Source organism: Noviluteimonas lactosilytica, assembly GCF_020866925.1.
GTDB lineage: Bacteria > Pseudomonadota > Gammaproteobacteria > Xanthomonadales > Xanthomonadaceae > Noviluteimonas > Noviluteimonas lactosilytica.
Genome location: NZ_JAJGAK010000001.1, coordinates 1,879,250 through 1,906,100, shown reverse-complemented (window position 1 = coordinate 1,906,100; position 26,851 = coordinate 1,879,250). Strand labels below are relative to the sequence as shown.

The following is a 26,851-nucleotide window of genomic DNA, read 5'->3' as shown; positions in this document are numbered from 1 at the left end:
GCGATGACGCACGCGCACGCCTTCGTCGCGCTGTGCGTCGCCTGGGCGATCAGCCAGTTGTGGATCGGTCGCCGGCGCGCCGGCGACAAGACGAAGGCGCGCGATCGCGGCACCCTCGACATCCTCATCGCGGTCATCGTCGTGAGCATCGCCGCAGCGATCTGGATCGCGCATCGCGACGACCACCAGCTCGCCGCGCGCGATCCGGCGCTCGCATGGACCGGCATGGCGATCATGGTGCTCGGCCTCGCGATGCGCTGGTGGTCCGTGCGCACGCTCGCCGAATTCTTCACCGTCGACCTCGCGATCCATCCGGGGCAGACGCTCGTACGCCGCGGGCCGTATCGTCTGCTGCGGCATCCGTCGTATACGGGCGCGCTGCTGACGGTGATCGGGTTCGGCATCGGCACGGGGTCGTGGCGCGCCGCGCTCGTCGCCATCGTGCCGATCACGCTCGCGTTCCTGTATCGCATCCGCATCGAAGAGCGCGTGCTCGCCGACGCATTCCCCGACGCCTGGCCCGGCTACGTGCGCGAGACCAGGCGCCTCATTCCCTTCCTTTGGTGACTCGATGACGCAGACAACCCGCACCGCCTTCATCACCGGCGCGACTTCCGGCTTCGGCGCCGCCGCCGCGCGCAGGTTCGTCGCGGGTGGCTGGAACGTCGTTGCGACGGGCCGTCGCGACGATCGCCTGCGCAAACTCGTCCACGAACTCGGCGCAGACCGCGTGCATCCGGCGATGTTCGACGTGCGCGACGAAGGTGCGATGCGCGCCGCGATCGAGGCGCTGCCCGCGCAGTTCAAGAGCATCGACCTGCTGGTGAACAACGCCGGCCTCGCGCAAGGCACGCTGCCCGCGCAGAAGGCCGACCTCACCGACTGGCACACGATGATCGACACCAACGTGCGCGCACTCGTCGAAATCACGCACGCCTTGCTGCCGACGCTGATCGAACGACAGGGCGCGATCGTCAACATCAGTTCGACCGCGGCCACGTACCCCTACACCGGCGGCAACGTGTACGGCGGCACCAAGGCGTTCGTCTCGCAGTTCTCGCTCGGCCTGCGCGCCGACCTGCACGGCACCGGCGTGCGCGTCACCGCGCTGGAACCGGGCATGGCCGAAACCGAGTTCACGCTCGTGCGCACGCACGGCGACCAGGCCGCGTCCGACGCGCTCTACAAGGGCGCGCACCCGATGACGGCGGACGACATCGCCGACACGATCTGGTGGATCGCGACGCTGCCGCCGCACCTCAACATCAATCGGCTCGAAATGATGCCGACGCGACAGTCGTTCGCGGGATTCCAGGTCGCGCGGGACTGACCGACGCCCCCCGGATGGGCGATATCCCCCACGGCGCGACGGCGGCGCACAATCCGAAATTCGGAGGTGAGCCATGCACACGCACGATCCTTCCCGCCGGCGCTTCCTCGCGCAGGCCGTCACTGCAAGCGCCGTCGCGACGTTCGCGTTGAACGCGACCGCCAACCAGGCGGCTCCCGCAGCCGCCAAGCTACCGAAGCTCCCCCTCGACAATCCGCAGGCCAAAGCGTTGGCCTACACCGAGGATGCCTCGACGGTGAAGCACCCCTCGTTCAAGCCGGGTAGCCACTGCGCAAACTGCAACCTCTACAAGGGCGCGAAGGGAGAAGCCTACGGCCCGTGCCAGATCTTCCCGCAGCATTCGGTGGCGGCCAAAGGCTGGTGCGCGGGCTGGGCGAAGAAGGTCTGACGCAAGCGGGAGCCGTGCACACGAAGTGTCAGGTGGCGCCCACCTGTCCGAGCACCGGTTGCCACTGGCGAAAGCCCGCAGAAGCGTCCGCGTGCCACGGGAACAACCCATCCGCATCCGGCCAAACGATCTGATAGAGAGGGAACTCTTTTTCCGCGTAGAACCAGAGCGCGGAGTAGACGTACTCGTTGTACCTGTCGCGCGGCACACGCACGAACACGCACGGCAAATCTTCGATCAGGTCGTACGACGGCTGGTCGAGGTCGATGCCGCTCCCGTCCGCGAACTTGTTTGCGCATGTCGCAATGATTGCGTGGGCGACCTTTGCATCGAGTCCGAAGATGATGAACTCCGGTTGCTGGTACGACTGGTGGAGGCCGACACTGTACGAGAACGGTGGCTCCTCGCTGTCACTGTCCTCCGGCTCGTACACGCTGGTGCATTGCCAACCGAACTGATCGACATTGCGAAGCAACTTGCGCTCGTAGTCGTTCTTGGGCGGTAAACGAAGTTCAGTCATGGCGCGAGCATAGGCAATGCCCGCAACACGCATCAAGCCGAATCGCGAAGTGGTTCCGGCTTGAATGATGCTTCGTCGGTCCGGTTGAAGAACCGCTCCGCGACCAGGAGATTGGGGACCCAGCACAGCCACGCGATCGCGGGATAGGCAACCTCGAAGGGAATGCCCGCAATTCCCGAGACCGGGAGAAGAATGCGCAGCGTCACCGCCGCCAGCGTCAGCGAAAAGTTGCGGACCATCCACCTGCGATGCTCGATTGCCTTGCCGCGCCGAATGGCAAGGAACGCGCGAAGCCCCGTGTAAAGCCACAGGACAGCCAGCGACGCGAAGCCGAGTTTCGACACGACGCCGCCGAACGCGAACGTGGCCATGTAGAGCCCGGCCAAACCGCCGACAAGCACGCCGATGCCCAGGTACGCGCGCCCCATCCAACGATGGAGGCGCACGAAGCGCCGGCGCAGGCCGCCCAGGAACTGGAACGGGCCAAGGGAGATCGCGATGACGGAAGCAAAGATGTGCGCGTAGATGCCCGCCTGGTGCGCGAGGAACACCGCCTTCATGTCCGGGTGAAGCAAGCTCCCCAGCGGCATGAAGGCATAAGCCACCACCGCGTAGGCCGCGACGCCGAAGGCGAGCAGGAACAAACTGCAGATGCCGAACAGCTTCGCCACGGTCAATCCTCCCGAACGTTTCGCAATCGATGCTCGGGCCTGCCGATCCGGATCGCGCAAAGAACCACGATCAACCCTGCCGCGAAGCAGAGAACGCCGGCAAGCAGGTGCCCCTCCAGGGATAGCCCAAAGGAGGCAAGCCACAGGACAAGCCCGAGGTAGGTCACACCTTCGGCGATGCGCGACCGTTTCTTCACTGGCTTGCCCGCCGCAGCGGCTCATGCGGGCAGTCCGGCGATCGCATGCAGGTCGCTTCGACGTAATCGACGATGTCCCCGTGCGCCCCCTCGGGGGGATGCGCCAGCCAGTGGCGCTTGAGCCTGACCAGGTCGCGATCGCGGAGACGGAAGAAGACGTCGCCCTCCGGCATCGCGGGTTCGGCCTGCTGCATGAAATACACATCCCCGGACAGGCTCGAATCGAGCACGCGCAATGCAGCGTCGGTCTTGCCTGCGCGGATCAACTGTTGGACGTGAAGGTTTTCAGCGAGCCGCGTGGCGGCGTTGCGGCCCTCGATCGGGCCGACGACGTCTCGTGGCGAACGGGCCGTCGAGTCCACGCATCCCGCGATGGCACCGGCGAGGAACGCGCAGGCAAGTGCGAATGGCACACGCATCGAACATCTCCCCCGGCGGAACGTTGCACGGTTCAACGCATGCAACGTCGAAAGGCGGTCAGATCGGCTCGTCGCTGAGATACGTGTACGCGGTGAGGCCCGACTCCAGCGCATCCTTCATGCGCGCGCTCTCGTCGGCCGGCAACTGCGCGTCGTCGACCTTCTTCGCGTACGCCGCACGCAGCGCGTCGAGCTTGTAGCCGACGTAGTCGAGCATCACGTCCGTCGTGTCGCCACGGCGCTGCTGCGACATCGCGTACGAATCGCCGTCGAGGTGCACTTCGACCGCGTCGGTGTCGCCGAACAGGTTGTGGATGTCGCCGAGGATTTCCTGGTACGCGCCGACGAGGAAGAAGCCGAGGCGATACGACTCGCCTTCGCGCATTTCATGCAGCGGCAGCGAGGTGTCGAGCCCTTCGTTCTCCACGTACGTGTCGATCTTGCCGTCCGAATCGCACGTCATGTCCGCGATCACGCCGCGGCGCGACGGCGCTTCGTCGAGGCGTTCGATCGGCACGATCGGGAACACCTGGTCGATCGCCCACACGTCGGGCATCGATTCGAACACGCTGAAGTTGACGAAGTACTTGTCGACGAGGCGTTCGTTCAACTCGTCGATGAGGTCGCGGTGCGACTTCTCGCCGATGTCGAGGCGTGCACGCACCGCGTGTGCGATCGCGTAGAACAGGTCGTCGATGCGCGCGCGATGCACGAGGTCGATCTGGCCGAGCGCGTACAGCGACAGGCCTTCGCCGTGGTGGTGCTGCGCGTCGTGGAAGAGTTCGACCGGCGGGCGCTGGTCCAACTCTTCGTGCAGTTCGCGCAGGTGGCGGATCACCGCCGGCTCGTCGTCGTGCGCGGGCGGCACGCGGCCTTCCGGCGCTTCCTCGACTTCGGCGACGTTGGCGATGAGCACCGCGTGGTGCGCGGTCATCGCGCGGCCGCACTCGGTGACGATGCGCGGCTGCGGCAGCGCGTTCGCTTCGCACGCTTCGGCGAGCGGCTGCACGATGTTGCTCGCGTACTGGCCGACGCCGTAGTTGATCGAGCAGTAGCTGCGCGAACGCGTGCCTTCGTAATCGATGCCGAGGCCGCCGCCGACGTCCATGAACTTCACCTGCGCGCCCAGCTTCGACAACTCGACGAAGTAGCGCACCGCTTCGCGCATGCCGTTGGCGATGTCGCGCACGTTGGAGATCTGCGAGCCCATGTGGAAGTGCAGCAGCTCGAGGCAGTTCCCGTGGCCGCTGTCGCGCAGCGTCTTCCACAGGTCGAGCACCTGGCGCGGCGAGAGGCCGAACTTCGCCTTGTCGCCGCCGCTGTTCTGCCACTTGCCCGCCCCGAGCGAGGCCAGGCGCATGCGCACGCCGATGCCCGGACGCACGCCGAGCGACTGCGCTTCCTCGATGATGAGCTTCAGCTCGCTCGGCTTCTCCACCACGATCTGCGTCTGCAAGCCGAGCTTGCGGCCGATCAGCGCGAGGCGGATGTATTCGCGGTCCTTGTAACCGTTGCAGACGATCAGCCCGCCCGGCCGGCTCAGCGCGAGCACCGCCATCAGTTCGGGCTTGCTGCCCGCTTCCAGGCCGAAGCCTTCGCCCGTGTGCGAGGCCAGCGTCCCGGCGACGCCGTGGTGCTGGTTCACCTTGATCGGATAGACCGCGGTGTAACCGCCCTGGTAGTCCCAGTCGGCCTGCGCCTGCGCGAACGCCGCCTGCAGCTTGCGCAACCGATCGCCGAGGATGTCAGGGAAGCGCACCAGCAGCGGCAGCTTCGCGCCGTTGGCGCGGGCCTTGTCGACGACTTCCGCGAGCGCAATCGCCGGCCCCTGCGCGCCGCGCGGACGCACCGCGATGCGCCCCTGGGCGTCGACGTCGTAATACCCCTCCGACCAGTGCGGGATGGAGTAGGTCTTGCGGGCCAGGTCGGCGGACCAAGCGGTCATCGGCGGATTACCTCGGGGGTAATGGAAAAAGGGGGCGAAGTGTACCCCCTGCGCAGCTTCCGCTTCGCGAAAGCTGCACAGGGCCGGTTGCAGGCCAAAACCCTGCGGCTGTCGCCGCGCCCCCTTTACTAAAGGGGGCTACCTCGTTGCGTACAATGCGCGCCCGATTCCCCCCGCCGGACCTGCCGCGATGACCGAACCCACCTGGATGTACGAGAACTTCGAGCCCGCCGGTTCGGCCATCGGCTACCGCATCACGCGCAAGCTCGACGAGGTGCAGTCGCCGTTCCAGAAGATCGAGATCTACGAGAGCACCGACTGGGGCAACCTGATGCTCATCGACGGCGCGATGATGCTCACCACGCGCGACAACTTCCTCTACCACGAGATGATGTCGCACCCGGCGTTGTTCACGCATGCCAGTCCGAAGCGCGTCGTCATCATCGGCGGCGGCGACTGCGGCACGCTGCGCGAAGTGCTCAAGCATCCGGGTGTCGAGTCGTGCACGCAGTGCGACATCGACGAGCAGGTCACGCGCATGGCGGAGAAGTGGTTCCCCGAACTTTGCGACAAGAACAACGATCCGCGCGCCGAGTTGCTGTTCGACGACGGCATCGCGTACATGGCGAACTGCCCGGCGGGCAGCGTCGACATCGTGATCGTCGACTCGACCGATCCGGTCGGCCCGGCCGAGGGCCTGTTCAACAAGGCCTTCTACGAATCGTGCTTCCGCGCGCTGAAGGACGACGGCATCCTCGTGCAGCAGTCGGAGTCGCCGCTCGTGCTGCTGTCGCTGATCCAGGAAATGCGCGGCGAAATGCGCAAGGCCGGCTTCACGACGTTCCAGACGCTGCCTTTCCCGCAGCCGTGCTATCCGACGGGCTGGTGGAGCTGCACGATGGCGCGCAAGTCGGGAGACTTCGAATACCGCGTCGTCGATTCGCGCGGCAAGGCGTTCGAAACGAAGTACTACACCGCCGACATCCACCAGGGTGCGCTGGCGCCGATTCCGTTCGTTTCCGCCGCGCTCGGCAAGTAAGCGCCTGCAGGCGCGTGCGGGGCTCGCGTGCGCCGGGTGTATAACCGGCGCCGTGAACGACGAGGCCCCCGCCTGGACGTGCCCGACCTGCCATCGGGCCGTCGTTTCCGAATATTGCCCGGGCTGCGGCGAACGCCGCCTGCGGCCGCGCGACCTCACGCTGCGCGGCCTGCTCGCGCAGATGGCGCAGTCGATCACGAACCTCGATGCGCGCCTGTTGCGCACAGCGCGGAGCATCGTGCGGCATCCCGGCGAACTCACAGTGCGCTACCTGCAGGGGCCGCGCAAACCCTACATCGGGCCGATCGCGTTCTTCCTGCTGGCCAACGTGTTGTTCGTCGCGATGGAAGCGCTGACGGACTCGAACGTGTTCGCCACGCACCTCGCGTCGCACCTGCGCACGCAACCGTGGAGTGGATGGATCGCGCCCTTCGTCGCGGATCGCGTCGCGGAGCTGCACACGACGATGGAGGCGTTCGCGCCGAAGTTCGACAAGGCGGTCGCCGAGCACGCGAAGTCGCTGGTCGCGTTGATGGTGCTGCCGTTCGCGCTGGTCGCGGCGCTCGTGTATCGCGGCGCGCGGCGGCCGTTCGTCGCGCACGTGGCGTATTCGCTGCACTTCCACGCCTTCATGCTGCTGTCGCTGTGCGTGCTGCTGGGCGTGCTGGCGGTCGATGTGTGGTTCGGCGGTGCGGGCCTGGCCTCGCGCGTGTTCGACAACGCGCTGGCGCTCGTGCACCTCGTCGTGTGCGGGCTCTGGTTGTATCTCGCGTCGGGGCCGGTCTACGGCGCGCGGGGCGCGAGGCGCGTGGTGCGGGCCCTCGCGATGGCCTTCGGCGCGATGCTCACGTTCCTGGGGTATCGCTTCGTGCTGCTGTGGATCACGTTGTACGCCACGTGAGAGCAAAAACAGGAGCAAAAACAGGGGTCAGAGCACCATTTCATCGAAATGGTGCTCTGACCCCTGTTTTGCTTCGCTCAGAGCGCGTCGCCGTCCAGCTCGCCCGTGCGGATGCGCACGACGCGATCGAGGTCCCACACGAAGATCTTGCCGTCGCCGATCTTGCCCGTGCCGGCGGCCTGCATGATGGCCTCGACCACGGCGTCCACCTGGTCGTCGGTGACCGCGACCTCCAGCTTGATCTTGGGCAGGAAGTCGACGACGTACTCCGCGCCGCGGTACAGCTCGGTGTGGCCCTTCTGGCGCCCGAAGCCCTTGACCTCGGTCGCGGTGATCCCCGCCACGCCCGCTTCCGACAGCGCCTCGCGGACGTCATCCAGCTTGAAAGGCTTGATGATCGCCATGACCATCTTCATCACGTCGTCTCCATGTCGCGTGCCCGCAGCATACCCGCGCTTGCGTCGGCTGTAGGAAAATCCCCACCCCCACGTACCGGGTTGCCCGATGGCGGCCCGCCACCCGCTCGGCGACATTAGGCGAACCGAGGACCATACGGACATGAGTGCCATGGAGCTGACCGGCATGATCGACTTCGACAAACTCGACGACCTCGCACGCCGCCTGAGCAGCCTCGTCCCGCCTTCGGTGCGCGAAGGACGCGAGGAGCTGCAGGAGAACTTCAAGTCCGTCCTGCAGACGGGCCTGGCGAAACTGGACCTCGTCACCCGCGAGGAATTCGAGGTGCAGCGCGCCGTGCTGCTGCGCACGCGCGAGAAGCTGGACGAACTCCAGCGCACCGTCGCCGACCTCGAAGCCCAGCTCGACGCGCCGCTGCCGCCGCGCCACTGAGTTTCCCGCCATGGGTCTTGCGCTCGTGCACACGCGTGCACGTGCAGGCGTGCGCGCGCCTGCCGTCCGCGTGGAAGTCCATGTCGGCGGCGGCCTGCCCTCGCTGACGATCGTCGGCCTGCCGCAGGCCGCGGTGCGCGAAGCGAAGGACCGCGTGCGCGCGGCGATCCAGTGCGCGCAGTTCGAGTTCCCCGACGGGCGCATCATCGTCAACCTCGCGCCGGCCGATCTGCCGAAATCGGGCGGGCGGTTCGACCTGCCGATCGCGCTCGGGATCCTCGCGGCGAGCGGACAGGTGGCGAACGAGGCGTTGCGCGACGTCGAATTCGTCGGCGAGCTCGGATTGACGGGCGAATTGCGTGCCGTCGATGGCGTGCTACCGGCGGCGATCGCGGCGATGCAGGTCGGCAATCGGCTGATCGTGCCGAAGGACAACGGCAGCGAGGCGGCGCTGGTGCAGTCGGCGCATGTCGTGGTCGCGCGCACGTTGAACGAAGTGTGTGCGGCGTTGGCCGGCGCGAAGACGTTGCCGCGTGCGGAAGCGGTCGATGTGATCGAACGATGCGCGCCCGACCTGCGCGACGTGCGTGGCCAGGCGCAGGCACGGCGTGCGCTGGAGATCGCGGCGGCGGGGCAGCATCACGTGTTGTTCGTCGGGACGCCGGGGTGCGGGAAGACTTTGCTGGCTTCCCGCTTGCCCGGGTTGTTACCGGAAGCGAGCGAAGCGGAAGCGCTGGAGTCGGCGGCGGTCGCGTCGATCAGCGGACGTGGCGTGGATGCGGCGAGCTGGCGATTGCGACCGTATCGCGCGCCGCACCATTCCACGACGGCCATCGCGCTGATCGGCACGGACGGGCGGCCCGGCGAAGTCTCGCTTGCACACAACGGCGTGCTGTTCCTCGACGAGCTCCCCGAATGGGGACGGCATGCGCTGCAGATGCTGCGCGAACCGCTGGAAACCGGGCACGTCATCGTCTCGCGTGCGGCACGCCAGTCCGAATACCCGGCGCGCTTCCAGCTCGTCGCCGCCATGAATCCCTGCCCTTGCGGCTGGGCCGGCGATATGGGCGGGCGTTGCCGCTGCAATTCCGAAACGATCAACCGCTATCGCGCGCGCATCTCGGGGCCGTTGCTCGATCGCATCGACCTGCACGTCGAGGTGCCGCGCTTGCCGCCGGAGGCTTTGCGCGAAGACGCGCCGCGCGGCGAATCCAGCGGCGAGGTCCGGGCGCGCGTCGTCGCCGCACGCGAACGCCAGATCGCGCGCGCAGGCGTGCCGAATGCGCTGCTCGATCCATCCGCGACCGACGCGACCTGTCGTCTTGCCCCGCACGATCGCACGTTGCTCGAACGCGCGATCACGGCCCTGGATCTGTCGGCGCGCTCGCTGCACCGCATCCTGCGCGTGGCGCGCACGATCGCCGACCTCGACGCGAGCGACGACATCGCGACACGGCACGTGACCGAAGCGATCGGCTATCGCACGCTCGACCGCGGATCGGGTGCGACGCGATAGCGCGCTCGGCCGGCCCCCTCGCCCTCTCTGATGTCGCTTGAACCTTTTTCCTACTGCATTTCACGCGTTGTCGACCAACCTTCTCCTTTCGCTCACCCGGATTTACGCCCCCGCTTGGTATCCATGCGCGCACCGGCCCCCACCGAGCACGCCCCCATGCAAGGCACCGACAAGGAACTGATCGCGCTCGAGCAGCGCTTCTGGCGAACGATGGTCGACGGCGAAACGGACGTCGCGCTGGACATGCTCGCCGAACCCGCGGGCATGGTCTCCAGCCACGGCGCCATGCAGTTCGACCACGCCGGCTATCGCAAGATGGCCGAGAACGAAGATTACAAACTGTTGTCGTACGAGCTGTCCGACTTCAACGTGCTGCGCCCGTCGGACGACGTCGCGATCCTCTCCTATCAGGTCGTGCAGACCACGAAGATGAAGGACCACGACGAGTCCGCGCGCATGTGCGACAGCTCGACGTGGGTGCGTCGCGACGGCAAGTGGTTGTGCGCGATCCACACCGAGACGCCGATGCAGTAAATGCAACGCGCCCGGCGGAGGCTCTCTGCCAAACCTTCAAAGTGCCGAAATCGCAGCAACCAAGGTCGATGCGACTGCCGTGATCGCGGCAATCGCACCCGCGATCTGCAGCTTTAGTTCGTGACGCTGCACCCAACTGGTGATCACGAAATCGATCATGACTGTGGACGATGACCAACGTTCCCCATTGAAGTAGGTGAAAGCCACGGGTAACGAGTAATGCCCTGCTTTCGCGTCTGTCCTTAACTTTAGCCGAGTCGCGAACGGCGATCCCTCTAGATCAGCCTCGGTCGCAACTTTCGGCGGATCCGATTCCGAGAGGTCCAGAAACATCGTCGCCGACTCCCAATCATTGATGTGCAGCCCGTATAGGAACACCGTGATGCCATCAACGCTCCCAGAGTGCTCTTCCGACGCAAAAGAGAAGTGGAGCTCATCCTTGGTCTTTTGGACCATTCCGCTACGCCACCGACTCAAGTTGCCATCAAACAGGTTGGTCGTTGGCCAGACACCAATCTTCGCGGGTCCGATTTCCCCGTAGCCAGCCATGAAGAAATCCACGCATAGGTAGTCCCCTGGATCCACGTGACGCGCCAGGAGCCGAGGAACCAGTTGGTAGCTTCCGGGCTTTTCGGCGTGCTTTCCCGACCGTGGTGCCTTCGCCAACCGTCTGATGAGTTCGGTGGACAAGGCCCCAGCAGATTCAATCTGTTCCATAAACCTCCTCCCCTATCGCTGAGAGAGTATCGCGGTCGTCCCTGCGATCCCTTCCGACCAGGGATCTTTGCGCAACCGCTCGGCGGTCACGCCGTGACCGCCGTACAGGTACTCGCGAGCATTGCGCCAAGAAAGCCCGAGGGGCTCGAAGCAGCCCAGGCGCAGGTCACTCCGCGGGCGTGCCTGCCTGCAACCAACGCGTCGTGTCCTGCACGCGATACTTGCCCGAATCGCTCGCCAACTGGCGCAACCAGTTACCGTGTCCCGCGCCGTAGATCACCAGCACGCGATCGCCCGGCTTTGTCGCGCGCACGATGTTGTTGAAGATCGCGAGATTGCGCCCGTACCACAGCATGTCCCAGTTCGCGCCGATGGGATCCTGTGCGGTGCCGTACAGGCCGATGCGGAAGTACGCACGCGCGTTCGCGCGCAGCCATTCCGGTGAGTTGAGGCGCAGCAGCGCGTCGCCGATGGTGCCCTGCGCCAGCGTGCGCTGATCCTCGTCGTTGAGCGCCTTGCCGATGCGCAGGTGTTCCTCGCGCTGCGCCTGCTGGCCATGGCGCTCGATCGCCGCGATGTAGTCGACGCTGTCTTCGCTCTTGATCGGCCCGAGTTCGTTCCAGTCGACGGCGACGACGCCCGGCAACTTCTGCTCGCAGGCGATGCGGAAGCCGAGTTGTTCGACTTCGTTGCGCGTCATCGCGCGCTTGCCGTGGCACGAGGCGGTGAAGTCGGCGTCGAGTTTCGCCTGCGACGTTGTGTCGGCTTCGACCATGATCTTCGTCGGCTTGAAGCGCGCGATCAGGCCCGCGACCTCCGCGATTTCGCGCTGGCGCTTCTCGGCGAGCACGTCGTCCACCTTCGTGTTGTGCACGTCGTGGCCGGGGTTGTTCATGTGGAAGCTGCCGACGAGGAGGAAGTCTGCGTCGGGTTGCGGGTCGGTCGGCGGTGCGGCGAGGCTCGTGAAGGACGCCATGAAGGCCGCGACGGCCAGCGCCGTTGCGACTCGACCATGCCTGTTGCGCATGCTGCTCTCTCCGTTCATTGGGGGCCGGACTCAGTCGGATGCGGCGGCCGACGCGAGGGTTGAAGCGCCTGTTAACCAACTCGCCCCCTCGCCCGTCATGGAGACAAACCCAGCGAGGACACGACGATGCGAAGGCAAGTGCGATGGCGGTGGGTCCTGGGCCTGCTGGCGGTGCCGCCGCTGCTCCTCGCCGGAGCATTTGCGGTGGCCGCGTGGGAGTCGCAGCGCGCGGACTACGGTTGGCGGCCCGACATCGAGCGCCCCGCCTTCGTGCACGGCACGGGGCCGACGGTCGCGATCGACCACGCGCACCACAACGCCTCGACGGCGAACTGGTGGGGGCGCTTCTGGCCGTTCGGCGAATTGCTGCGCGCCGACGGCTATCGCGTTCGCTACAACACCGCGTCGTTAACGGCGGCGGCGCTGGCCGACACGCAGGTGCTCGTGATCGCCAACGCATCGGGAGGCGCGAAGCCGCAGTTCCTCGGCATCAACCTGCCCTGGGGCGGTGGGCTCGACCGCAGCGCGCCGGCATTCGACGCGAGCGAGATCGACGCGATTCGCACGTGGGTGGCGAACGGAGGGCGCCTGCTGTTGATCGCCGACCACGCGCCGTTTGGTGCGGCGAATGCGGCGCTCGCGGCGGCCTTCGGCGTGCGCATGCATGCCGGCTTTTCGGAGGTGCCGGGCGAGGTGTCGGATCCGCTGCGCTTCACGCGCGCGAACGGGCGGCTGGATGTCGCGCATCCGATTCTCTCCGGCGTGCAATGCGTGCAGACGTTCACGGGCCAATCGCTCGACGGGCCGCGGGATGCCGCGATCCTGTTGCGCTTGCCGCGCGGCACGGTGGAGACGATCGACGATCACGGGACGTTCCGCGAAACGGCGGCCGGTCCTGCGCAGGGCCTGGCATTCGTTTACGGCAAGGGGCGCGTGGTGGTGCTGGGTGAAGCGGCAATGCTGACGGCGCAGGTTGCCGATCGCGAGCCGTTCGGGATGCAACTGCCCGGTTGCGACAACGTCGTGTTTGCGCGCAACGTGCTGCGGTGGCTGAGCGAACAAGGTCCCACCGCGACTGTTTCCACTGGATCGAACAACGGAGGCCAACATGGCCAGCGATGACCTCTTGATGGTCGCGGTGCTGATCGTGGGCATCGTCGTGGTCGCGATCGTGCACATGCTGCGGCGACGTTTGCAGGCGCAGCGCCGCATCGCACGCGATGCAATGGTCGGGCGACTGGCACAGCGTTTCGGCGATGGCGATGCGTTCGTGGCGTTCGCGCAATCGCCCGATGGGCGCGCGTTGCTGGAGAACGAGTACTCGCCCGCCGCGATGGCGCATCGCCTGCTGGGCCTGGTGCAGTTCGGGATCGTCGCCTGCGCGATCGGCGTGGCCTTCCTCATCAATGGCGTCGCGCCGCCGCCGGGCACCGACATCAACTTCGTGCGCGAAGCCGAGGAGGCGCGCCAGTGGGGTTCGCTCACGATCGCGCTGGGCGTCGGGCTGTTGATCGCCGGTGCGGTGAGCGCGTGGGTCGCGCGTCGGTGGCGTGTGCTGGGCGAATGATCGATGCGGATCGATGCCATGCAGGGCGAGGCGATGCGGGACGAGGCGGATTTCGCCGCGTTCTACGCCGCGCACCATGCAGCGATCTGGGCGTATCTCGCACGCCTGGGCGCGTCGCCGGCGGTGGCGTCCGATCTCGCACAGGATACGTTCGTGCGCTGGTTGGAGCGCGACGAGACGAAGGTGCAGGACAACGCGCGTGCGTATCTCTACAAGGTCGCGCTGCACTTGTTCATCGATCACGTGCGGCGGAGCAAGCGCGAAGTGGCGTGGGACGCGGTGACCGAGGTCGCTGCGCCGGAAGCGGAAAGGATCGGCGTCATCCCGCATCGCATCTGGTCGCAGCTGACGTTACGCCAGCGACAGTTGCTGTGGCTCGCCTACGCGGAAGGCTTCAGCCACGAAGAGATCGCGGGCATCACGGGGCTCGGCGCGGATTCGATACGCGTGTTGTTGTCGCGCGCACGCGCACGGTTCCAGGCCTTGCAGGAGGAACGGATCGATGGATGACTTGCAAGCATTGTTCGAAGCCGACGCGCAGCGGTTGCGCGCGAACGCACCGACGCCTCCGCCAGCGTGGCGCATCGTGCAAGCGGCGCGCGCGAATGCCGCGCGGCGCATGGCGAGCCGCATGCGCTGGGTTTGGCGCATCGCGGCGCTGGTGGTCGTCGTGGGCGCCATTCCGTTGGTGCTGCACGATCCGCGCGTGTTGCCCGGGCTCGTGTTGCCGTTGCTGCTCGGCGCGCTCGCGTGCTGGCGCGACGAACCCGGCGCGCCCACAAACAGGGGTCAGAGCACAATTTCTTGAAATGGTGCTCTGACCCCCTTTTTGCTAGAAGGAATGGTCGAACGCGACTTCGCCTTGCACGCCGACCTGGTACGCCGACACGCGGCGTTCGAAGAAGTTCGTCAGTTCCTGCACGTCCTGCAGGTCCATGAAGGGGAACGGGTTGCGCGCACCGAAGTGCGTCGCGAACCCGAGCTGCGCCATCCGCTGGTCCGCGCAGTACTGCAGGTACTGGCGCATGTCGCGGATCGACAGCCCCGCGACGCCGCCGGACAGCGTGTCTTCGGCGAACGCGACTTCGCACTCCACGGCCTCTTCCATCATCTCCACGACCTGCGCGCGGAAGTCGTCGTCGATCAGGCCCGGTTCCTCCTCGCGCGCGGTGCGGAACACCTCGAACGCGAACGCCATGTGTCCGCTCTCGTCGCGGAACACCCAGTTGGTGCCGCTCGCCAGGCCATGCAGCAACCCGCGTGAGCGCAGGTAGTACACGTAGGCGAACGCGCCGAAGAAGAACAACCCCTCGATGCACGCGGCGAAGCACACGAGGTTGAGCAGGAACTGCCGTCGCTGCGCGCGCGTCTCCAGCTTCTGCAGGTCGCGGATCCCGTCCATCCACTTGAAGCAGAACGCCGCCTTGCGCTGGATCGACGGAATGTTGTCGACCGCAGCGAACGCACGCGCACGCTCCGCCGGATCCGGCAGGTACGTATCGAGCAGCGTGAGGTAGAACTGCACGTGCAGCGCTTCCTCGTACAACTGGCGCGAGAGGAACATGCGCGCTTCCGGCGCGTTGACGTGCTGGTAGAGGTTGAGCACGAGGTTGTTCGACACGATCGAATCGCCGGTGGCGAAGAACGCCACGAGCCGCTCGATCAGGTGCCGCTCCGCCGGCCCGAACTTGTGCTTGAGGTCGTTCACGTCGAGCGCGAAGTCGACCTCCTCCACCGTCCACGTGTTGCGCACCGCGTTGCGGTACATCTCGTAGAACTTCGGGTAGCGCATCGGGCGCAGCGTCAGCTCGAAGCCGGGATCGAGCAGCAGTTGAGTGGCGGCGCTCATTGGCAGGCCTCGCAGGCTTCGGGGTTTTCGAGGGAGCACGCGATGGCGTCGATGGGCGCGATGGCCTCGACCGGCGCGGCCACCGTCGTCTTCGCGATCTTCGTCGCCGGTCGCGAGCGCAGGTAGTACGTCGTCTTGATGCCCTGCTTCCACGCGTACATGTACATGGACGACAGCGCGCCGATGTTCGGGCTCTCCATGAAGAGATTCAGGGACGCCGACTGATCGATGTACGCGCCGCGCGCGGCGGCCATGTCGATCAGCGCGCGCATCGGCAGTTCCCACGCGGTGCGGTAGATCGTGCGAAGGGCTTCGGGGATCGCGGGTACGCCCTGGATCGAACCCTCGGCGAGTTTGATGGTGTCGCGCATCTCCGCGGTCCACAGGCCGAGCGACTTCAACTCTTCGACGAGGTAGCGGTTCACCTGCAGGAAGTCGCCCGACAACGTTTCGCGCTTGAACAGGTTGCTGACCTGGGGCTCGACGCATTCGTAGCAGCCCGCGATCGAGGCGATGGTCGCCGTCGGTGCGATTGCGATCAGCAGCGAGTTGCGCAGACCGTGTTCGCGGATGCGTTCGCGCAGCGCGTCCCACTTGTTCGCGTCGCTCGGCACGACGCCCCATGCGTCGAACTGCAACTCGCCCGTCGACGCGCGCGTATCAGGGAACGACGGATGTGCGCCGCGCTCCATCGCCAGTTCGCACGACTCCGACAGCGCATGGAAGTAAATCGTCTCCGCGATCTGCGTCGACAGCGCGCGCGCCGCCTCGCTATCGAACGGCAAGCGCAGGCGGAAGAAGACGTCCTGCAACCCCATGCAACCCAGCCCCACCGGACGCCAGCGCAAGTTGCCGCGCCGCGCCGTCTCGATCGGATAGAAGTTGAGGTCGATGACGCGATCCAGCTGGCGCACCGCAAGCCGCACGGTCTCCGCGAGCTTGTCGAAGTCGAAGAACCCATCAACATCGACGTGCCGCGCAAGATTGATCGACCCGAGATTGCACACCGCCGTCTCGTCGGACGACGTGACCTCCAGAATCTCCGTGCACAGATTCGACAGATGGATGACGTTCTGCGCGCGCAGCGTCTGGTTACTCGCGCGATTGCACTTGTCCTTGAACGTCATCCACCCGTTGCCGGTCTGCGCGAGCGTACGCATCATCCGCGCGTACAACTCGCGCGCGCGCACGGTGCGCGACGCCTTGCCCTGCGCCTCGGCCTGCTCGTACGCGCGATCGAACGCCTCGCCGAACAGATCGACGAACTCCGGCACCACGCGCGGATCGAACAGCGACCACGCCGCGTCCGCTTCCACTCGGCGCATGAACAGATCCGGCACCCAGTTCGCCAGATTGAGGTTGTGCGTGCGACGCGCTTCGTCGCCGGTGTTGTCGCGCAGCTCGAGGAATTCCTCGACGTCCGCGTGCCACGGCTCCAGGTACACGCACGCAGCACCCTTGCGCTTGCCGCCCTGATTCACCGCCGCGACCGACGCATCCAGCGTCTTCAGCCACGGCACGATGCCGTTCGAGTGCCCGTTCGTCGACTTGATCAGCGACCCGCGCGAACGCACGCGCGTGTAGCTCACGCCGATGCCGCCGCTGAATTTCGACAACTGCGCGATGTCGCCGTAGCGCGCGTAGATCGATTCGAGCGTGTCCTGCGGCGAGTCGAGCAGGAAGCACGAGGACAGCTGCTCATGGTTGGTGCCGCTGTTGAACAGCGTCGGCGACGATGGCAGGTAATCGAGGTTCGCCATCGTGCGATACAGCGCGAGCGCGCCGGGCACGTCTTCGCCGAGCGCGCAGGCGATGCGCAGGAAGAACTGTTGCGGCGTTTCGAGCGCCAGGCGCGTGCGCGGATGCCGCAGCAGGTAACGGTCGTACAGCGTGCGCAGGCCGAAGTAGTCGAAGCCGAGGTCGAGTGACGGATCGATCGCGTCGTTGAGCTTTCGCGCGTTGGCCTGCACGAAGCCGAGCAGGCGGTCGTTGATCAGGCCGACCTCGTGTCCGCGCGCGATCGACTGCGAGAACGCGTGGATCTCCTGCCCCGCGACTTCCTTCGCGATCACGGAAGCGAGCAGTCGCGCCGCCACCCGCCCGTACTCGGGCTCTTCACCCGTGAGCAACGCCGCGGTGCGAATCGACAACTCGTCGAGCTCGCGCGTCGTCGCCCCGTCGTAAAGCCCACTGATCGTGCGCGTGGCGACCCGCATCGGCTCGACCGCATGCAGCCCTTCGGCCGCGCGCGTCACCGCCCGCACGATCTTGTTGAGGTCGACCGCTTCGCTGCGGCCGTTGCGCTTGGTCACGCGCATGGTGGTCGCGGTGGGCGGCGGCGTGAGGTCGAACGCGGGCGTCGGCGACGCGACAGCCTCCGCGACAGCGGCATCGGGCGGATCGATATTCATGGTGGCTCCCTGCAATGGCGCACCGTGGTCGTTCGCTCCCTCGGCGAACGACGGTGGCTCGGAATCCCGAATGATCAGAGGCGGCGTCGCATCGTTCGCGACGCACCCACGCGAAGGCGGGCGTCGAACGATGCGTCACCAGCCATCTCCCCCTCGGAGACTCCGCGGCCGGCACCGCGCGGCGTGCATGCGCGCGGTTGTCGGCAGGTCTTCGGGCTCGTGGACACGGCGAGGCTCGCGCTTCGCCACCTACTCGTCGCCGCTTCCCGGGATCACCGCCCCAGTGCGCATCGCGACTTCGTTTCCACCTACCGCTGCGGGGCAGCGCCGGCATCAGACCGGCTTCCCTTTTCATCCGAGGCCTTGGGACCGCGGAACCGACGACCACAAGATATCGCGGTTGGCCGACAAGTCAATCGACGATATTGGGCTCACGCCGATCCGTGCATCGACGCACGGGCGCCCGTTACACTCGGGTGCGAAGCCGACACGGAGTCCGCTTGGAGCACCTGCACGCCATCGACCTGCGCCTGCTCTTCGGCGCGCTCCTGATCCTGGCGGGCATCGCCTCGTCCCTGCTCGCGCGTCGCTTCGGCGCCCCGTTGCTGCTCGTGTTCCTGTTGCTCGGCCTCGTGCTCGGTCGCGATGGCCTGGGCTTCATGGAATCGGGCGACCTGCGCTTCACGTATCTCGTCGGCTCGCTCGCGCTCGCGGTGATCCTGTTCGACGGTGGTTTGCGCACGCGGCAGCAGCAGGTGCGCGGCAGCGTCGTGCCGTCGATCGTGCTCGCGAGCATCGGCGTGGTGATCACCGCCGGGCTTACCGCCACCGCCGCGGTGCACCTGCTCAACCTGCCGTGGCTCGAAGCGACGCTGCTCGGCGTCGTCGTGTCGTCGACCGATGCGGCCGCGGTGTTCTTCCTGTTGCGCGCGGGCGGCCTGCATCTCGAACGCCGCACCAACGCGACGCTCGAAATCGAATCGGGCAGCAACGATCCGATGGCGATCTTCCTCACGCTCGCGCTCACCGCGTGGATCGCGGGATCGGAGACGACGGAGCCGTGGCTGCTTGCGTTGCAACTCGCGTGGGCCGTGGGCGCGGGCCTCATCGCCGGCTATCTCGGCGGGCGCCTGATGGTGTGGACGCTCAACACGTTCGACCTGCCGCCGGGTCTGCATCCGTGGCTCGCGCTCGCGGGTGCGGTCGCGTTGTTCGCGATCACCAATCTCGTGCTCGGCAGCGGTTACCTCGCGGTGTATCTCGCGGGCATCGTCGTCGCGAACCGGCCCATGCGCGCGCGCAACGAAGTGCTCGCGGTGCAGGATGCGGCGACGTGGTTCGCGCAGCTGGTGATGTTCCTGCTGCTCGGCCTGCTCGCTGCGCCGGAGAAACTGCTCGACGTGTTGTGGCCGTCGCTCGGCGTCGCCGCGTTCCTGATGTTCGTCGCGCGGCCCGCGGCGGTGTTCGCGTGCCTGTCGCCGTTCGGCTATCGGCGCGAAGAAGTCGCCTTCATCGCGTGGACGGGGTTGCGCGGCGCGGTCGGCATCTTCCTCGCGTCGATCCCGTTGCTCGCGGGGCTGCCGAACGCGACGCTCTACTTCAACGTCGCCTTCGTCGTGGTGTTCGCCTCGCTCGTCGTGCAGGGGTGGTCGCTGCGGCGCGCGGCGTACTGGTTCGAAGTCGCGGTGCCGCGTGCGGATCCGAACACGCGCCGCATCCAGCTCGACCTCCCCGGCCAGCTCGAATACGACATGGTCGGTTACCGCATCGCACCCGGCAGCGCGGCATTGCGCGGCGACGCCCTGCCCGGCCGCGTGCGCCTGGCGATGGTCGTGCGCGAAGGCCGCGTGCTGCTGCCCGACGACGCGGGCGCATTGCAGGCGAACGATTACGCGTACGTGCTCGCACCGACGGGCCAGGCGCCGCGCCTGGACTGGTTATTCGCCGAAGGCACCGACGCTCGCCTCGCCGAGCAGGATCTGTTCGGCAGCTTCACGTTGCCCGGCGATGTGCCGCTGGGCGAGCTCGCGTCGTTCTACGGGCTGCAGATCCCGGATCGATTCGCGCACGCGACCGCGGCGCAGTTGTTCGACGAACGCTTCGACGAACAACCGCAGATCGGCGATCGGCTTGCGCTGGGGAAGGCGGTGATGGTCGTGCGGTCGTTGAAGGACGATCGCGTGGCGCAGGTCGGGTTGAAGTTCACCGGTGTGGGTGAGCGGTTGATCGGCGGGCGGTGATCAGCGCGGCCAGACGTTGCCGTTCGGATCGAACTCCGACGTAACCATCGTGTCGGCACGAATGCCGAAGCCGCACACCGCGAGCGGCCCGTCGACGAAACTCGTCAGGCCGAATGCTTCCTCGATGTCTGCTTCGTTGATCGCCGCCGTGACGAATGCGCCGAGGCCCAGTTCCGTCGCGCTGAGGAGGAGCGTCTGCGACAGGTGCCCGACATCGAGGATGGTCACGCGATACGCCTTCGCGTGATTGCGGTACTTCCAGAAGTTGCGATGGAAGCGCGGCGCAAGCACCACGAGCACGTGCGCATCGGCGAACCAGCGCTGGCCCGCGACGGCGACCCACGCGAAGCGCGCGAGGTCGTCCACCGGCGCGAGCGGTTGCAACGCGTGGTCGCCGGCGCGGTAGTGATAGAGCCCCGGTGCGATCCCTTCTACGCGCTGCACAATCAGGTACGCCTCGGTCGGATGCAGCGCGCCGCCGGACGGGCTCGTTTTCTTCAACACCTCGAAGTCGTCGGCCGCCTCCACGCCGCCGCGTGCACCGAAGACGCGTTCGAGCAGCTGCGCGAACTGCGCTTGCGGCACCAGGCTGCCCGTGTCGAAGTTCCGGCAAGTCGTGCGTGCATCGAAGAGGTCGTCGAGCGGCGTGCGCGACACGCGCGCGAGCGCGATGCGTTGCGTGGCATCGCCGCGTTCGTGCAGGGCCGGAGGCGGAACACCGTGCGCGTCCCGCAGGCCCGCCGATGTGTTCACGCCGGCCTCTGCCACTTCGCCGGCTGCGTCGAGCCCCGACCACCGCGATGCGGCGTGCCACACCGATGCGAGCCCGTGCCAGCGTTGCTCGCGGTATCGATCGTCGACCTCGCGCTGGTCCGAATGCCCCGCGTCGTCGGAGACAACGATCCCGTGCGCCAACAGTTCGGCGAACGCATCGCCGTCGACGCGCCACGACGCGGCTTCGACCCATTCGCTGGGTCCCAGCGTTCCCAATGCTTCCGCGATCGGCGCTTCGATCTCCAGCGGCGCGGCCAGCTGCGGCGCGTGCGCAAACCACTGGATCGCGCTCACGACACCGGTTCCGCCCGCGAGCAACGCATCGAGTTCGAAGTGCGCGACCTCCCTGGGCTCGAGCCAAAGCACCGCGCATCGCCGGATTTTCATGGTTTCCCCGTTTGTCCAACTTGTGCCCCGTCGCGACACAGGTTAGCGTCGCCCGCCGGGGGTTTGGGCAATACATCACAACCTAGGGGAAGCAAATGGCAAACGGGAAGAAGGGTCCGAAGATGGACCAGAAGACGGTCAAGCGTCTGCTCGACGGGCTGACCAAGGACGATGCATTCCGCGCGAAGTTCGAAAGCGACGCCGCGGGTGCGCTGGAATCCATCGGCTACACGCCGGTCGAAGGCGAAGCGCTGGCGGGCCAGTGCCTGCAACTCCAGTCCGGCGAAAGCCTGGCCACCGCCGAGAGCATCGAAGCCGACCGCGCCAAGCTCGAGTCGTCGCTCGTGGCGGTGTTCCACTTCGATTGCCCCGCCGCGCTCAAGGCGACGCGGTAAGCCTTACAGCGCGTCGATTCGCACGCGCGTTGCGCGTGGCAGGTCCTTGGCCTGCCACGCTTTCCTGAAACGATCGGCTGCCGCCTTCGCGGCCTTGTCGTCGTCGATCTTCGCGGACCACTCCGCCGTGTCGAGTTCGGCGAACGTCGTGTCGGCGATGTTGACGGGGTCGAGCAGGCTGCTCACGCCACGCTCGACGAACACGCGGCCACGGTGGGTGGCCAGCCACCGCGCATGGTCGCGCGCCGCCTGGTAGCGACCCGCATCGGCGAGTGCGCGCGCGTAAGCCGAATGCACCATCGCGAGCGCCTCGGGCTTGCGTGCGATCGGTGCGAGGCGATCGATGGCAGCGACTTCGCGACCCGCGAGGCGGTCGCGTTCGGCGAGCAGCACTTCGTATGCCTGCACCCGCAGCGGATCCTCCTTGAACTGCGCCGGATCGCCAATGCCGTCGATGGCCTTCTGCAGCAGCGCGGGCTTGTTCGCGCGCGCGGCGAGGTAACCCAGTGCCGTGCGGAAATCCGCGCTGCCGCGATAGAGCGCGTCGAGCTCCTTCGCATGCGCATCGACCCAGTCGAATTCGCGCTGGAGCGCTTCGTCGGTCAGCGTGCCCTGCACCAGGTCCAGGCCCAGGCCGTAGAAGCGCCACGGCGCGGCAACGACCAGGGGATCTTCCTTCGACGCCAGCGGGAGGCCCTTTTCGTAAAGCGCGCGCGCGCGCGTGAACTCGCCGCGGTCGACCGCCATCGTGAAGGCGAAGATGATGTCCTCCAGGGCTTCGGCGAGATTGCTGCCGCCGTGCGCGGCGTACGTCTTGTCGGCCTGGTCGTACTGGCGCTGCGCTTCGAACACGTAGGCATAGCTCCCGCCCGCGCCCAGATAGCCCTTGCGACGCGCCATCTTGAACGCGGCGATCGCGCGCTCGTAGTCTTCGTCGCCGAGCTCGAGGATCCCTTCGAGGTAGTTGCCCATCGCGAAGTAAGGGCTCTGCGGCACGGCCGAGGCCTGTGCGTGCGAGACGACGTCGCCGTAGCGGTTCGTCATCATCCACGTGTCCTGCGCGTAGCCGAAGCGCGCGGCAAGCTGGTCCGGGTACATCTCGATCAGGCGCTGCCACTGGTTGAGCAGCGGCGTGACCGGACCGAAGCGCGCGAGGCTTGCTTCGAGGGTCAATGTTTCGCGCGGCGTCAGGTGTTCGCGCATCGCCAGGGCGCGCTGCATGGCAGCCTTGCCTTCGCTCATCTTGCGCTGGCCGATATAGATCCGGCCGATCGCCGCCTGTGCGAGTGCGAAGTTCGGGTCGAGCTCGAAGGCTTGCTTGTAGTAGCCGACAGCCGACTGCATGTCGCCTTCGTAGCGCTTCTTCTCGCCGAGCGCGTAGGCGCGCAACGCATCGAGATTGTCCGTACTGACCTGGGGCAAGGGCGTCGAATCGCGTTCGATGCTGGCGATGGCTTCGCCGAGTTTCTCGCGCAACTCGCCCGTCACTTCATCGATGGAGACGAGCGTCGATTCCGCACCGACACCGTCCGCGCTTTCCGCGTACACCGTGGTCTGCGTGTGCGGATCGATCACCTCCGCGCTCACGCGCACGCGACCGCCGACTTCCGCCACCGTCGGCAGGATCACCGCGCGAGCGCCGTCGCGGATCGCGATCTCGCTTGCCGTCGTGCGATCGAGCGTCGTGTTCGGCTTCCGCTTCATCAACTCCAGCGTATTGCGCACCTTCAGATCGCTCAGCACGTTGACGTAACGCGACTGCTCCAGGCTGATGCGGAACGCCTGCTCCAGCGATTCGTCGAGCACCGCGTCGCCGGTGAGGTTGCGCAGGTCGCCGACGACGACCCAGTCGCGTTCGTTGAACGCGATCGCGGGCGTCGGGCGCGTGAGGAACCATGCGCCGGTGGCGAGGCCGGCGACGAGGAAGAGTTCGGCGGCGAGCGCGGTCGGGCGGCGCCACACCGGGATGTCGCGCCACGCCTTGCCGCCGTTGCCGCGCGGTGCGCGCAGCGGGGCGAAACCGGGTTCGCCGACTTCGAAGATTTCCTGCCCGTCGGGCACGCCCTTGAAACGCCAGCGCCCGTGCGATTTCCAGATCAGGTTCTGCGCGCGGTCGCCGAGTTCGCGCGAGGCGCGGCGGGCGAGCGGTTCAGCGGTGGCCGACAACAGGATCTGGCCGGGGCGCGCGAGCGTCATCAGGCGGCCCGCGAGCGGTTTGGCGAGGCCCTCGACTTCGAGCGGCTTCGCGCCGGCCTGGACCGCGGCTTCGCTGTTCTGCCACGTCAGCACTTCGCCGACGTGCAGGCCCGCGCGTGCGAGCAACGCGAGTTTGCGGTCGCGCACTTCGGGGCGGTCGGCGAGTTCGCGCAGGCCGCGCGAGTAGTCGAGCGCGAAGCCGAGACCGTCGATGGGGCGTTCGAACAGGAGCAGCAGGCCGTCGCTGCGATCGATCAATCGACCGCGCCAGCGTTGCTGCAATTCGAGCACGAGGCGATCGTGCGCGCGGAACAACTCCGCCGCCGGCCCGTCGCCGAGGCGCTCCACCAGCAACGTCGAGTCGCACAAGTCGGTGAGCAGGAGCGTGCGCACCTGCGGGCTGGCGGCCGGATCGAACCCGGCTTGCGCGAAGTCATTCATTCAGCGATCCCTTGCATCACCCGCGCGCCCATCAGGCGGGTGCGAGGGCGTCATCCTGCCATTCGACGCGGTTGCCGCCCAGTCGTTTCGCGCGATAGAGCGCGGCGTCGGCAAGCGCGTACCAGTCGTCCCATTCGCTCTCGGGGGAAACAAGGCAGGCGCCGACGCTGAGCGTGGCGATCTGCGGCGGCGACGACTGCAGGTCATGCAGCGCGTGCGCGGTGTGGGTGATGAACTCGGCCACGCGCATGACGTCCTCGCGCGATTCGGCCTTGATCATCAGGCAGAACTCGTCGCCGCCGAGGCGGCAGGCGATGTCCTCGGGGCCGGCGGCGCTGCGCAGGATGTTGGCGACGCCCTGCAGCACGCGATCGCCGACGAGGTGGCCGTGGTCGTCGTTGATGTTCTTGAAGCGGTCGCAGTCGATCAGCAACAGGCCGCGGCCGGGCATCGCATCGGTGCGCCGGCGTTGCTGCAGGTGCAGGTGGAAGCCGCGACGGTTGGCCAGGCCCGTGAGTTCGTCGGTGCGGGTGAGCTCTTCGGTCTGGGTCAGGCGGTGCGTGGTCGCGCGCAACGTGTCGAGTGCGGTCTGCAGGTCGAGGTTGCGGCGGCGCAGGCGGCCGATGAGGCTCTGTTCGTTCAGCACCACGCGCATGATCGCGCGGCGCAGGAAGTGGGCGAGCAGGCGCGGGTCGCGTTCGACCAGGGTTTCGAATTCCTGCTGGCGCAGTTCGACCAGCAGGCCGGGGCTGGAGACGGTGGCGTCGGCGCTGCGCGCATGGTCGCCGATCAGCAGGCCGAGCTCGCCGAAGAACTCGCGCGGACCGAGACGCTTGGCGACGAGGTCGTCACCGAAGTCGAGGTCGACCGAACCCTGCGCGATCACGTACATCGTCGTGCCGAGGTCGCCGCGGCGGAACAGCTTTTCCCCGGGCTCGACGCGACGCGGCTGTCCGATTTGTTCGAACAGCGCGTACTCCTCCGCGGTCAACGACGCGGCGGGTTCGAGAACATCAATGTCGGCTCGGCGCCGATCAGGCGCGCGGTCGCGATTCACTTTTCGATCCCCCGACGTGACCGGCGGCCGAGGATACCATCGGAATTGGCTCATTCTTGGGGCTACGGATTGCGGCGACCGATCCGGCCGCCGCCACCGTGGTTCACCCCGCCAAGTCGGGTGTCGAAAGTGAGTTTCGTGTGGCGCGTCACGCTGCCGCGGCAGGGTTCACCGGGTGGAACTGCTCTTCTTCCGTCGAACCCTTCAGCGCGACCGTCGAGCTCTGCGCGCCCTGGATCGTCTGCGTCACCGCGTCGAAGTAACCCGTGCCGACCTCACGTTGATGTTTGACCGCCGTGAAGCCTTTGTCGGCAGCGGCGAATTCGGCCTGCTGCAGCTCGACGAAGGCGCTCATCTGGCGACGCGCGTAACCGTGCGCGAGGTTGAACATCGAATAGTTGAGTGCGTGGAAACCCGCGAGGGTGATGAACTGGAACTTGTAGCCGTAGCTGGCGAGTTCCTTCTGGAATTTCGCGATGGTCGCGTCGTCGAGATTCTGCTTCCAGTTGAACGAGGGCGAGCAGTTGTAGGCGAGCATCTTGCCGGGGAACCTCGCGTGGATCGCTTCCGCGAAATCCCTGGCGAACTTGAGGTCGGGCTTGCCGGTTTCGCACCACACCAGGTCCGCGTACGGCGCGTAGGCCAGGCCGCGCGAGACCGCCTGGTCCAGGCCCTTGCGCGTCTTGAAGAAGCCTTCGACGGTGCGCTCGCCGGTGATGTACGGCTTGTCGTTGTCGTCGACGTCGCTGGTGACGAGGTCCGCGGCCTCGGCGTCGGTGCGCGCGACGATCAGCGTCGGCACGCCCATCACGTCGCTCGCCAGGCGCGCGGCGACGAGCTTCTCGACCGCTTCGCGCGTGGGCACGAGCACCTTGCCGCCCATGTGGCCGCACTTCTTTACCGAGGCGAGCTGGTCTTCGAAGTGCACGCCGGCAGCGCCGGCTTCGATCATCGCCTTCATCAACTCGAAGGCGTTGAGCACGCCGCCGAAGCCCGCCTCTGCGTCGGCCACGATCGGTTGCAGGAAGTCGATCGCGTCGTCGCCTTCGGCATGGTGCAACTGGTCGGCGCGCAGCAGCGTGTTGTTGATGCGCTTGACGACCTGCGGCACGGAGTTGACCGGGTACAGCGACTGGTCGGGATACATCTCGCCGGCGACGTTCGCATCGGCGGCCACCTGCCAACCGGAGAGGTAGATCGCCTTCAGGCCGGCCTTGACCTGCTGCATCGCCTGGTTGCCGGTGAGCGCGCCGAGCGCGTTGACGAAATCTTCGGTCTGCAGGGAGCGCCAGAGCTTTTCGGCGCCGAGCTTCGCGATCGAATGTTCGATCGGCACGGTGCCGCGCAGGCGCACGACGTCGTCGGCGCTGTAGGGGCGTTCGACGCCGGTCCAGCGCGGGTTGTTGGTCCAGTCGAGGCGGAGTTGTTCGGCGGTCGGAAGGGTGGTCTTCATGTTCGCG

27 protein-coding genes and 1 riboswitch are annotated in these 26,851 nt (G+C 66.7%); of the genes, 14 read left to right on the top strand and 13 right to left on the bottom strand.

Features of this window, described 5'->3' with window-relative positions:
• Positions 1-3 precede the first annotated feature (3 nt).
• From LK996_RS09110 to LK996_RS09100, 3 genes are all read left to right on the top strand, one after another.
• Positions 4-567: a methyltransferase family protein gene (locus LK996_RS09110; protein WP_230526781.1), complete on the top strand. Its 564-nt coding sequence runs from the start codon at positions 4-6 to the stop codon at positions 565-567.
• A 4-nt stretch (positions 568-571) separates the two neighbouring features.
• Positions 572-1,330, top strand: coding sequence for an SDR family NAD(P)-dependent oxidoreductase (locus LK996_RS09105; RefSeq protein ID WP_230526780.1), 759 nt, complete (start codon positions 572-574; stop codon positions 1,328-1,330).
• Positions 1,331-1,403: 73 nt separating this feature from the next.
• Positions 1,404-1,739 (top strand): high-potential iron-sulfur protein, encoded by a 336-nt coding sequence (locus LK996_RS09100; protein ID WP_230526779.1) that lies wholly within the window; start codon positions 1,404-1,406, stop codon positions 1,737-1,739.
• Between the two features lie 28 nt (positions 1,740-1,767).
• On the opposite strand, the gene LK996_RS09095 is transcribed toward LK996_RS09100, so the two are convergent.
• The 4 genes from LK996_RS09095 to speA all read right to left on the bottom strand — a co-directional run bounded on the left by LK996_RS09095 (position 1,768) and on the right by speA (position 5,491).
• Positions 1,768-2,259: a DUF4262 domain-containing protein gene (locus LK996_RS09095; protein WP_230526778.1), complete on the bottom strand. Its 492-nt coding sequence runs from the start codon at positions 2,257-2,259 to the stop codon at positions 1,768-1,770.
• A gap of 32 nt (positions 2,260-2,291) precedes the next feature.
• A complete protein-coding gene (locus tag LK996_RS09090; protein ID WP_230526777.1) occupies positions 2,292-2,930 on the bottom strand; it encodes a DUF2306 domain-containing protein in 639 nt (212 codons plus the stop codon).
• A 193-nt stretch (positions 2,931-3,123) separates the two neighbouring features.
• A complete protein-coding gene (locus tag LK996_RS09085; RefSeq protein WP_230526776.1) occupies positions 3,124-3,546 on the bottom strand; it encodes a hypothetical protein in 423 nt (140 codons plus the stop codon).
• A gap of 58 nt (positions 3,547-3,604) precedes the next feature.
• Complete coding sequence (gene speA, locus LK996_RS09080; protein WP_230526775.1) at positions 3,605-5,491, bottom strand: arginine decarboxylase; 1,887 nt, start codon at positions 5,489-5,491, stop codon at positions 3,605-3,607.
• Between the two features lie 190 nt (positions 5,492-5,681).
• Here speA and speE point away from each other — a divergent pair, with 190 nt between their 5' ends.
• Both speE and LK996_RS09070 read left to right on the top strand, forming a co-directional pair.
• Entirely contained in the window at positions 5,682-6,530 is an 849-nt protein-coding gene (speE, locus tag LK996_RS09075) for a polyamine aminopropyltransferase (RefSeq protein ID WP_230526774.1), read from the top strand.
• A gap of 52 nt (positions 6,531-6,582) precedes the next feature.
• Positions 6,583-7,431, top strand: coding sequence for a DUF3667 domain-containing protein (locus LK996_RS09070; protein WP_230526773.1), 849 nt, complete (start codon positions 6,583-6,585; stop codon positions 7,429-7,431).
• A 77-nt stretch (positions 7,432-7,508) separates the two neighbouring features.
• On the opposite strand, the gene LK996_RS09065 is transcribed toward LK996_RS09070, so the two are convergent.
• Positions 7,509-7,847 carry a P-II family nitrogen regulator gene (locus LK996_RS09065; RefSeq protein WP_230526772.1) on the bottom strand — a complete coding sequence of 113 codons (339 nt, stop codon included), beginning with the start codon at positions 7,845-7,847 and terminating at the stop codon, positions 7,509-7,511.
• Between the two features lie 166 nt (positions 7,848-8,013).
• On the opposite strand from LK996_RS09065, the gene ubiK reads away from it, so the two are divergent.
• From ubiK to LK996_RS09050, 3 genes are all read left to right on the top strand, one after another.
• Positions 8,014-8,280, top strand: coding sequence for a ubiquinone biosynthesis accessory factor UbiK (ubiK, locus tag LK996_RS09060; RefSeq protein ID WP_230526890.1), 267 nt, complete (start codon positions 8,014-8,016; stop codon positions 8,278-8,280).
• 10 nt (positions 8,281-8,290) lie between these two features.
• Positions 8,291-9,796, top strand: a complete 1,506-nt coding sequence (locus LK996_RS09055) for a YifB family Mg chelatase-like AAA ATPase (RefSeq protein ID WP_230526771.1) — start codon at positions 8,291-8,293, stop codon at positions 9,794-9,796.
• A 156-nt stretch (positions 9,797-9,952) separates the two neighbouring features.
• Complete coding sequence (locus LK996_RS09050; RefSeq protein WP_230526770.1) at positions 9,953-10,330, top strand: nuclear transport factor 2 family protein; 378 nt, start codon at positions 9,953-9,955, stop codon at positions 10,328-10,330.
• 36 nt (positions 10,331-10,366) lie between these two features.
• Here the strand turns inward: LK996_RS09050 and LK996_RS09045 are convergent, their stop codons facing one another.
• A complete protein-coding gene (locus tag LK996_RS09045) occupies positions 10,367-11,047 on the bottom strand; it encodes a DUF8164 family protein (RefSeq protein ID WP_230526769.1) in 681 nt (226 codons plus the stop codon).
• A 166-nt stretch (positions 11,048-11,213) separates the two neighbouring features.
• Positions 11,214-12,074, bottom strand: coding sequence for a DUF5694 domain-containing protein (locus LK996_RS09040; RefSeq protein ID WP_230526768.1), 861 nt, complete (start codon positions 12,072-12,074; stop codon positions 11,214-11,216).
• A 126-nt stretch (positions 12,075-12,200) separates the two neighbouring features.
• On the opposite strand from LK996_RS09040, the gene LK996_RS09035 reads away from it, so the two are divergent.
• Genes LK996_RS09035 through LK996_RS09020 form a run of 4 tightly spaced genes read left to right on the top strand, consistent with a single transcriptional unit; the run spans position 12,201 to position 14,449 of the window.
• The gene (locus LK996_RS09035; RefSeq protein ID WP_230526767.1) at positions 12,201-13,196 is read left to right on the top strand and encodes a hypothetical protein; all 996 of its coding nucleotides are present in this window, start codon (positions 12,201-12,203) and stop codon (positions 13,194-13,196) included.
• Positions 13,183-13,641: a hypothetical protein gene (locus tag LK996_RS09030; protein WP_230526766.1), complete on the top strand. Its 459-nt coding sequence runs from the start codon at positions 13,183-13,185 to the stop codon at positions 13,639-13,641. Before LK996_RS09035 ends, LK996_RS09030 begins: the two co-directional genes overlap by 14 nt.
• 3 nt (positions 13,642-13,644) lie before the next feature.
• The gene (locus LK996_RS09025) at positions 13,645-14,151 is read left to right on the top strand and encodes an RNA polymerase sigma factor (RefSeq protein WP_230526765.1); all 507 of its coding nucleotides are present in this window, start codon (positions 13,645-13,647) and stop codon (positions 14,149-14,151) included.
• Complete coding sequence (locus LK996_RS09020; RefSeq protein ID WP_230526764.1) at positions 14,144-14,449, top strand: hypothetical protein; 306 nt, start codon at positions 14,144-14,146, stop codon at positions 14,447-14,449. Before LK996_RS09025 ends, LK996_RS09020 begins: the two co-directional genes overlap by 8 nt.
• Positions 14,450-14,473: 24 nt before the next feature.
• On the opposite strand, the gene LK996_RS09015 is transcribed toward LK996_RS09020, so the two are convergent.
• Positions 14,474-15,490, bottom strand: coding sequence for a ribonucleotide-diphosphate reductase subunit beta (locus LK996_RS09015; protein WP_230526763.1), 1,017 nt, complete (start codon positions 15,488-15,490; stop codon positions 14,474-14,476).
• Positions 15,487-17,901 (bottom strand): ribonucleoside-diphosphate reductase subunit alpha, encoded by a 2,415-nt coding sequence (locus LK996_RS09010; protein ID WP_230526762.1) that lies wholly within the window; start codon positions 17,899-17,901, stop codon positions 15,487-15,489. Before LK996_RS09010 ends, LK996_RS09015 begins: the two co-directional genes overlap by 4 nt.
• Positions 17,902-18,086: 185 nt before the next feature.
• A riboswitch (cobalamin riboswitch) is annotated at positions 18,087-18,298 on the bottom strand.
• Positions 18,299-18,401: 103 nt separating this feature from the next.
• Here LK996_RS09010 and LK996_RS09005 point away from each other — a divergent pair.
• Positions 18,402-20,141 (top strand): potassium/proton antiporter, encoded by a 1,740-nt coding sequence (locus LK996_RS09005; RefSeq protein WP_230526761.1) that lies wholly within the window; start codon positions 18,402-18,404, stop codon positions 20,139-20,141.
• Here the strand turns inward: LK996_RS09005 and LK996_RS09000 are convergent, their stop codons facing one another.
• The gene (locus LK996_RS09000; protein WP_230526760.1) at positions 20,142-21,302 is read right to left on the bottom strand and encodes a putative peptide maturation dehydrogenase; all 1,161 of its coding nucleotides are present in this window, start codon (positions 21,300-21,302) and stop codon (positions 20,142-20,144) included.
• A 95-nt stretch (positions 21,303-21,397) separates the two neighbouring features.
• Here LK996_RS09000 and LK996_RS08995 point away from each other — a divergent pair, with 95 nt between their 5' ends.
• Positions 21,398-21,697 carry an NHLP-related RiPP peptide gene (locus LK996_RS08995; RefSeq protein WP_230526759.1) on the top strand — a complete coding sequence of 100 codons (300 nt, stop codon included), beginning with the start codon at positions 21,398-21,400 and terminating at the stop codon, positions 21,695-21,697.
• A gap of 3 nt (positions 21,698-21,700) precedes the next feature.
• Here the strand turns inward: LK996_RS08995 and LK996_RS08990 are convergent, their stop codons facing one another.
• The 3 genes from LK996_RS08990 to aceA form a co-directional block, all read right to left on the bottom strand.
• Complete coding sequence (locus tag LK996_RS08990) at positions 21,701-24,334, bottom strand: putative peptide modification system cyclase (protein WP_230526758.1); 2,634 nt, start codon at positions 24,332-24,334, stop codon at positions 21,701-21,703.
• Between the two features lie 31 nt (positions 24,335-24,365).
• Positions 24,366-25,325, bottom strand: coding sequence for a GGDEF domain-containing protein (locus LK996_RS08985; RefSeq protein WP_230526757.1), 960 nt, complete (start codon positions 25,323-25,325; stop codon positions 24,366-24,368).
• Positions 25,326-25,539: 214 nt separating this feature from the next.
• Complete coding sequence (aceA, locus tag LK996_RS08980; RefSeq protein WP_230526756.1) at positions 25,540-26,844, bottom strand: isocitrate lyase; 1,305 nt, start codon at positions 26,842-26,844, stop codon at positions 25,540-25,542.
• Between the last annotated feature and the right edge of the window lie 7 nt (positions 26,845-26,851).

Bases quoted from the DNA above. Each gene is read 5' to 3' on its own strand.
- ubiK (WP_230526890.1), top strand. From the start codon at position 8,014: ATGATCGACTTCGACAAACTCGACGACCTCGCACGCCGCCTGAGCAGC.
- LK996_RS09055 (WP_230526771.1), top strand. From the start codon at position 8,291: ATGGGTCTTGCGCTCGTGCACACGCGTGCACGTGCAGGCGTGCGCGCG.
- speE (WP_230526774.1), top strand. From the start codon at position 5,682: ATGACCGAACCCACCTGGATGTACGAGAACTTCGAGCCCGCCGGTTCG.
- LK996_RS09095 (WP_230526778.1), bottom strand. From the start codon at position 2,259: ATGACTGAACTTCGTTTACCGCCCAAGAACGACTACGAGCGCAAGTTG.
- LK996_RS09030 (WP_230526766.1), top strand. From the start codon at position 13,183: ATGGCCAGCGATGACCTCTTGATGGTCGCGGTGCTGATCGTGGGCATC.
- LK996_RS09015 (WP_230526763.1), bottom strand. From the start codon at position 15,490: ATGAGCGCCGCCACTCAACTGCTGCTCGATCCCGGCTTCGAGCTGACG.
- LK996_RS08995 (WP_230526759.1), top strand. From the start codon at position 21,398: ATGGCAAACGGGAAGAAGGGTCCGAAGATGGACCAGAAGACGGTCAAG.
- LK996_RS09040 (WP_230526768.1), bottom strand. From the start codon at position 12,074: ATGCGCAACAGGCATGGTCGAGTCGCAACGGCGCTGGCCGTCGCGGCC.
- LK996_RS09050 (WP_230526770.1), top strand. From the start codon at position 9,953: ATGCAAGGCACCGACAAGGAACTGATCGCGCTCGAGCAGCGCTTCTGG.
- LK996_RS09065 (WP_230526772.1), bottom strand. From the start codon at position 7,847: ATGAAGATGGTCATGGCGATCATCAAGCCTTTCAAGCTGGATGACGTC.
- LK996_RS09020 (WP_230526764.1), top strand. From the start codon at position 14,144: ATGGATGACTTGCAAGCATTGTTCGAAGCCGACGCGCAGCGGTTGCGC.
- LK996_RS09045 (WP_230526769.1), bottom strand. From the start codon at position 11,047: ATGGAACAGATTGAATCTGCTGGGGCCTTGTCCACCGAACTCATCAGA.
- aceA (WP_230526756.1), bottom strand. From the start codon at position 26,844: ATGAAGACCACCCTTCCGACCGCCGAACAACTCCGCCTCGACTGGACC.
- LK996_RS09085 (WP_230526776.1), bottom strand. From the start codon at position 3,546: ATGCGTGTGCCATTCGCACTTGCCTGCGCGTTCCTCGCCGGTGCCATC.
- LK996_RS09105 (WP_230526780.1), top strand. From the start codon at position 572: ATGACGCAGACAACCCGCACCGCCTTCATCACCGGCGCGACTTCCGGC.
- LK996_RS09035 (WP_230526767.1), top strand. From the start codon at position 12,201: ATGCGAAGGCAAGTGCGATGGCGGTGGGTCCTGGGCCTGCTGGCGGTG.
- LK996_RS09000 (WP_230526760.1), bottom strand. From the start codon at position 21,302: ATGAAAATCCGGCGATGCGCGGTGCTTTGGCTCGAGCCCAGGGAGGTC.
- LK996_RS09100 (WP_230526779.1), top strand. From the start codon at position 1,404: ATGCACACGCACGATCCTTCCCGCCGGCGCTTCCTCGCGCAGGCCGTC.
- LK996_RS09110 (WP_230526781.1), top strand. From the start codon at position 4: ATGACGCACGCGCACGCCTTCGTCGCGCTGTGCGTCGCCTGGGCGATC.
- LK996_RS09025 (WP_230526765.1), top strand. From the start codon at position 13,645: ATGCGGATCGATGCCATGCAGGGCGAGGCGATGCGGGACGAGGCGGAT.
- LK996_RS08990 (WP_230526758.1), bottom strand. From the start codon at position 24,334: ATGAATGACTTCGCGCAAGCCGGGTTCGATCCGGCCGCCAGCCCGCAG.
- LK996_RS09010 (WP_230526762.1), bottom strand. From the start codon at position 17,901: ATGAATATCGATCCGCCCGATGCCGCTGTCGCGGAGGCTGTCGCGTCG.
- speA (WP_230526775.1), bottom strand. From the start codon at position 5,491: ATGACCGCTTGGTCCGCCGACCTGGCCCGCAAGACCTACTCCATCCCG.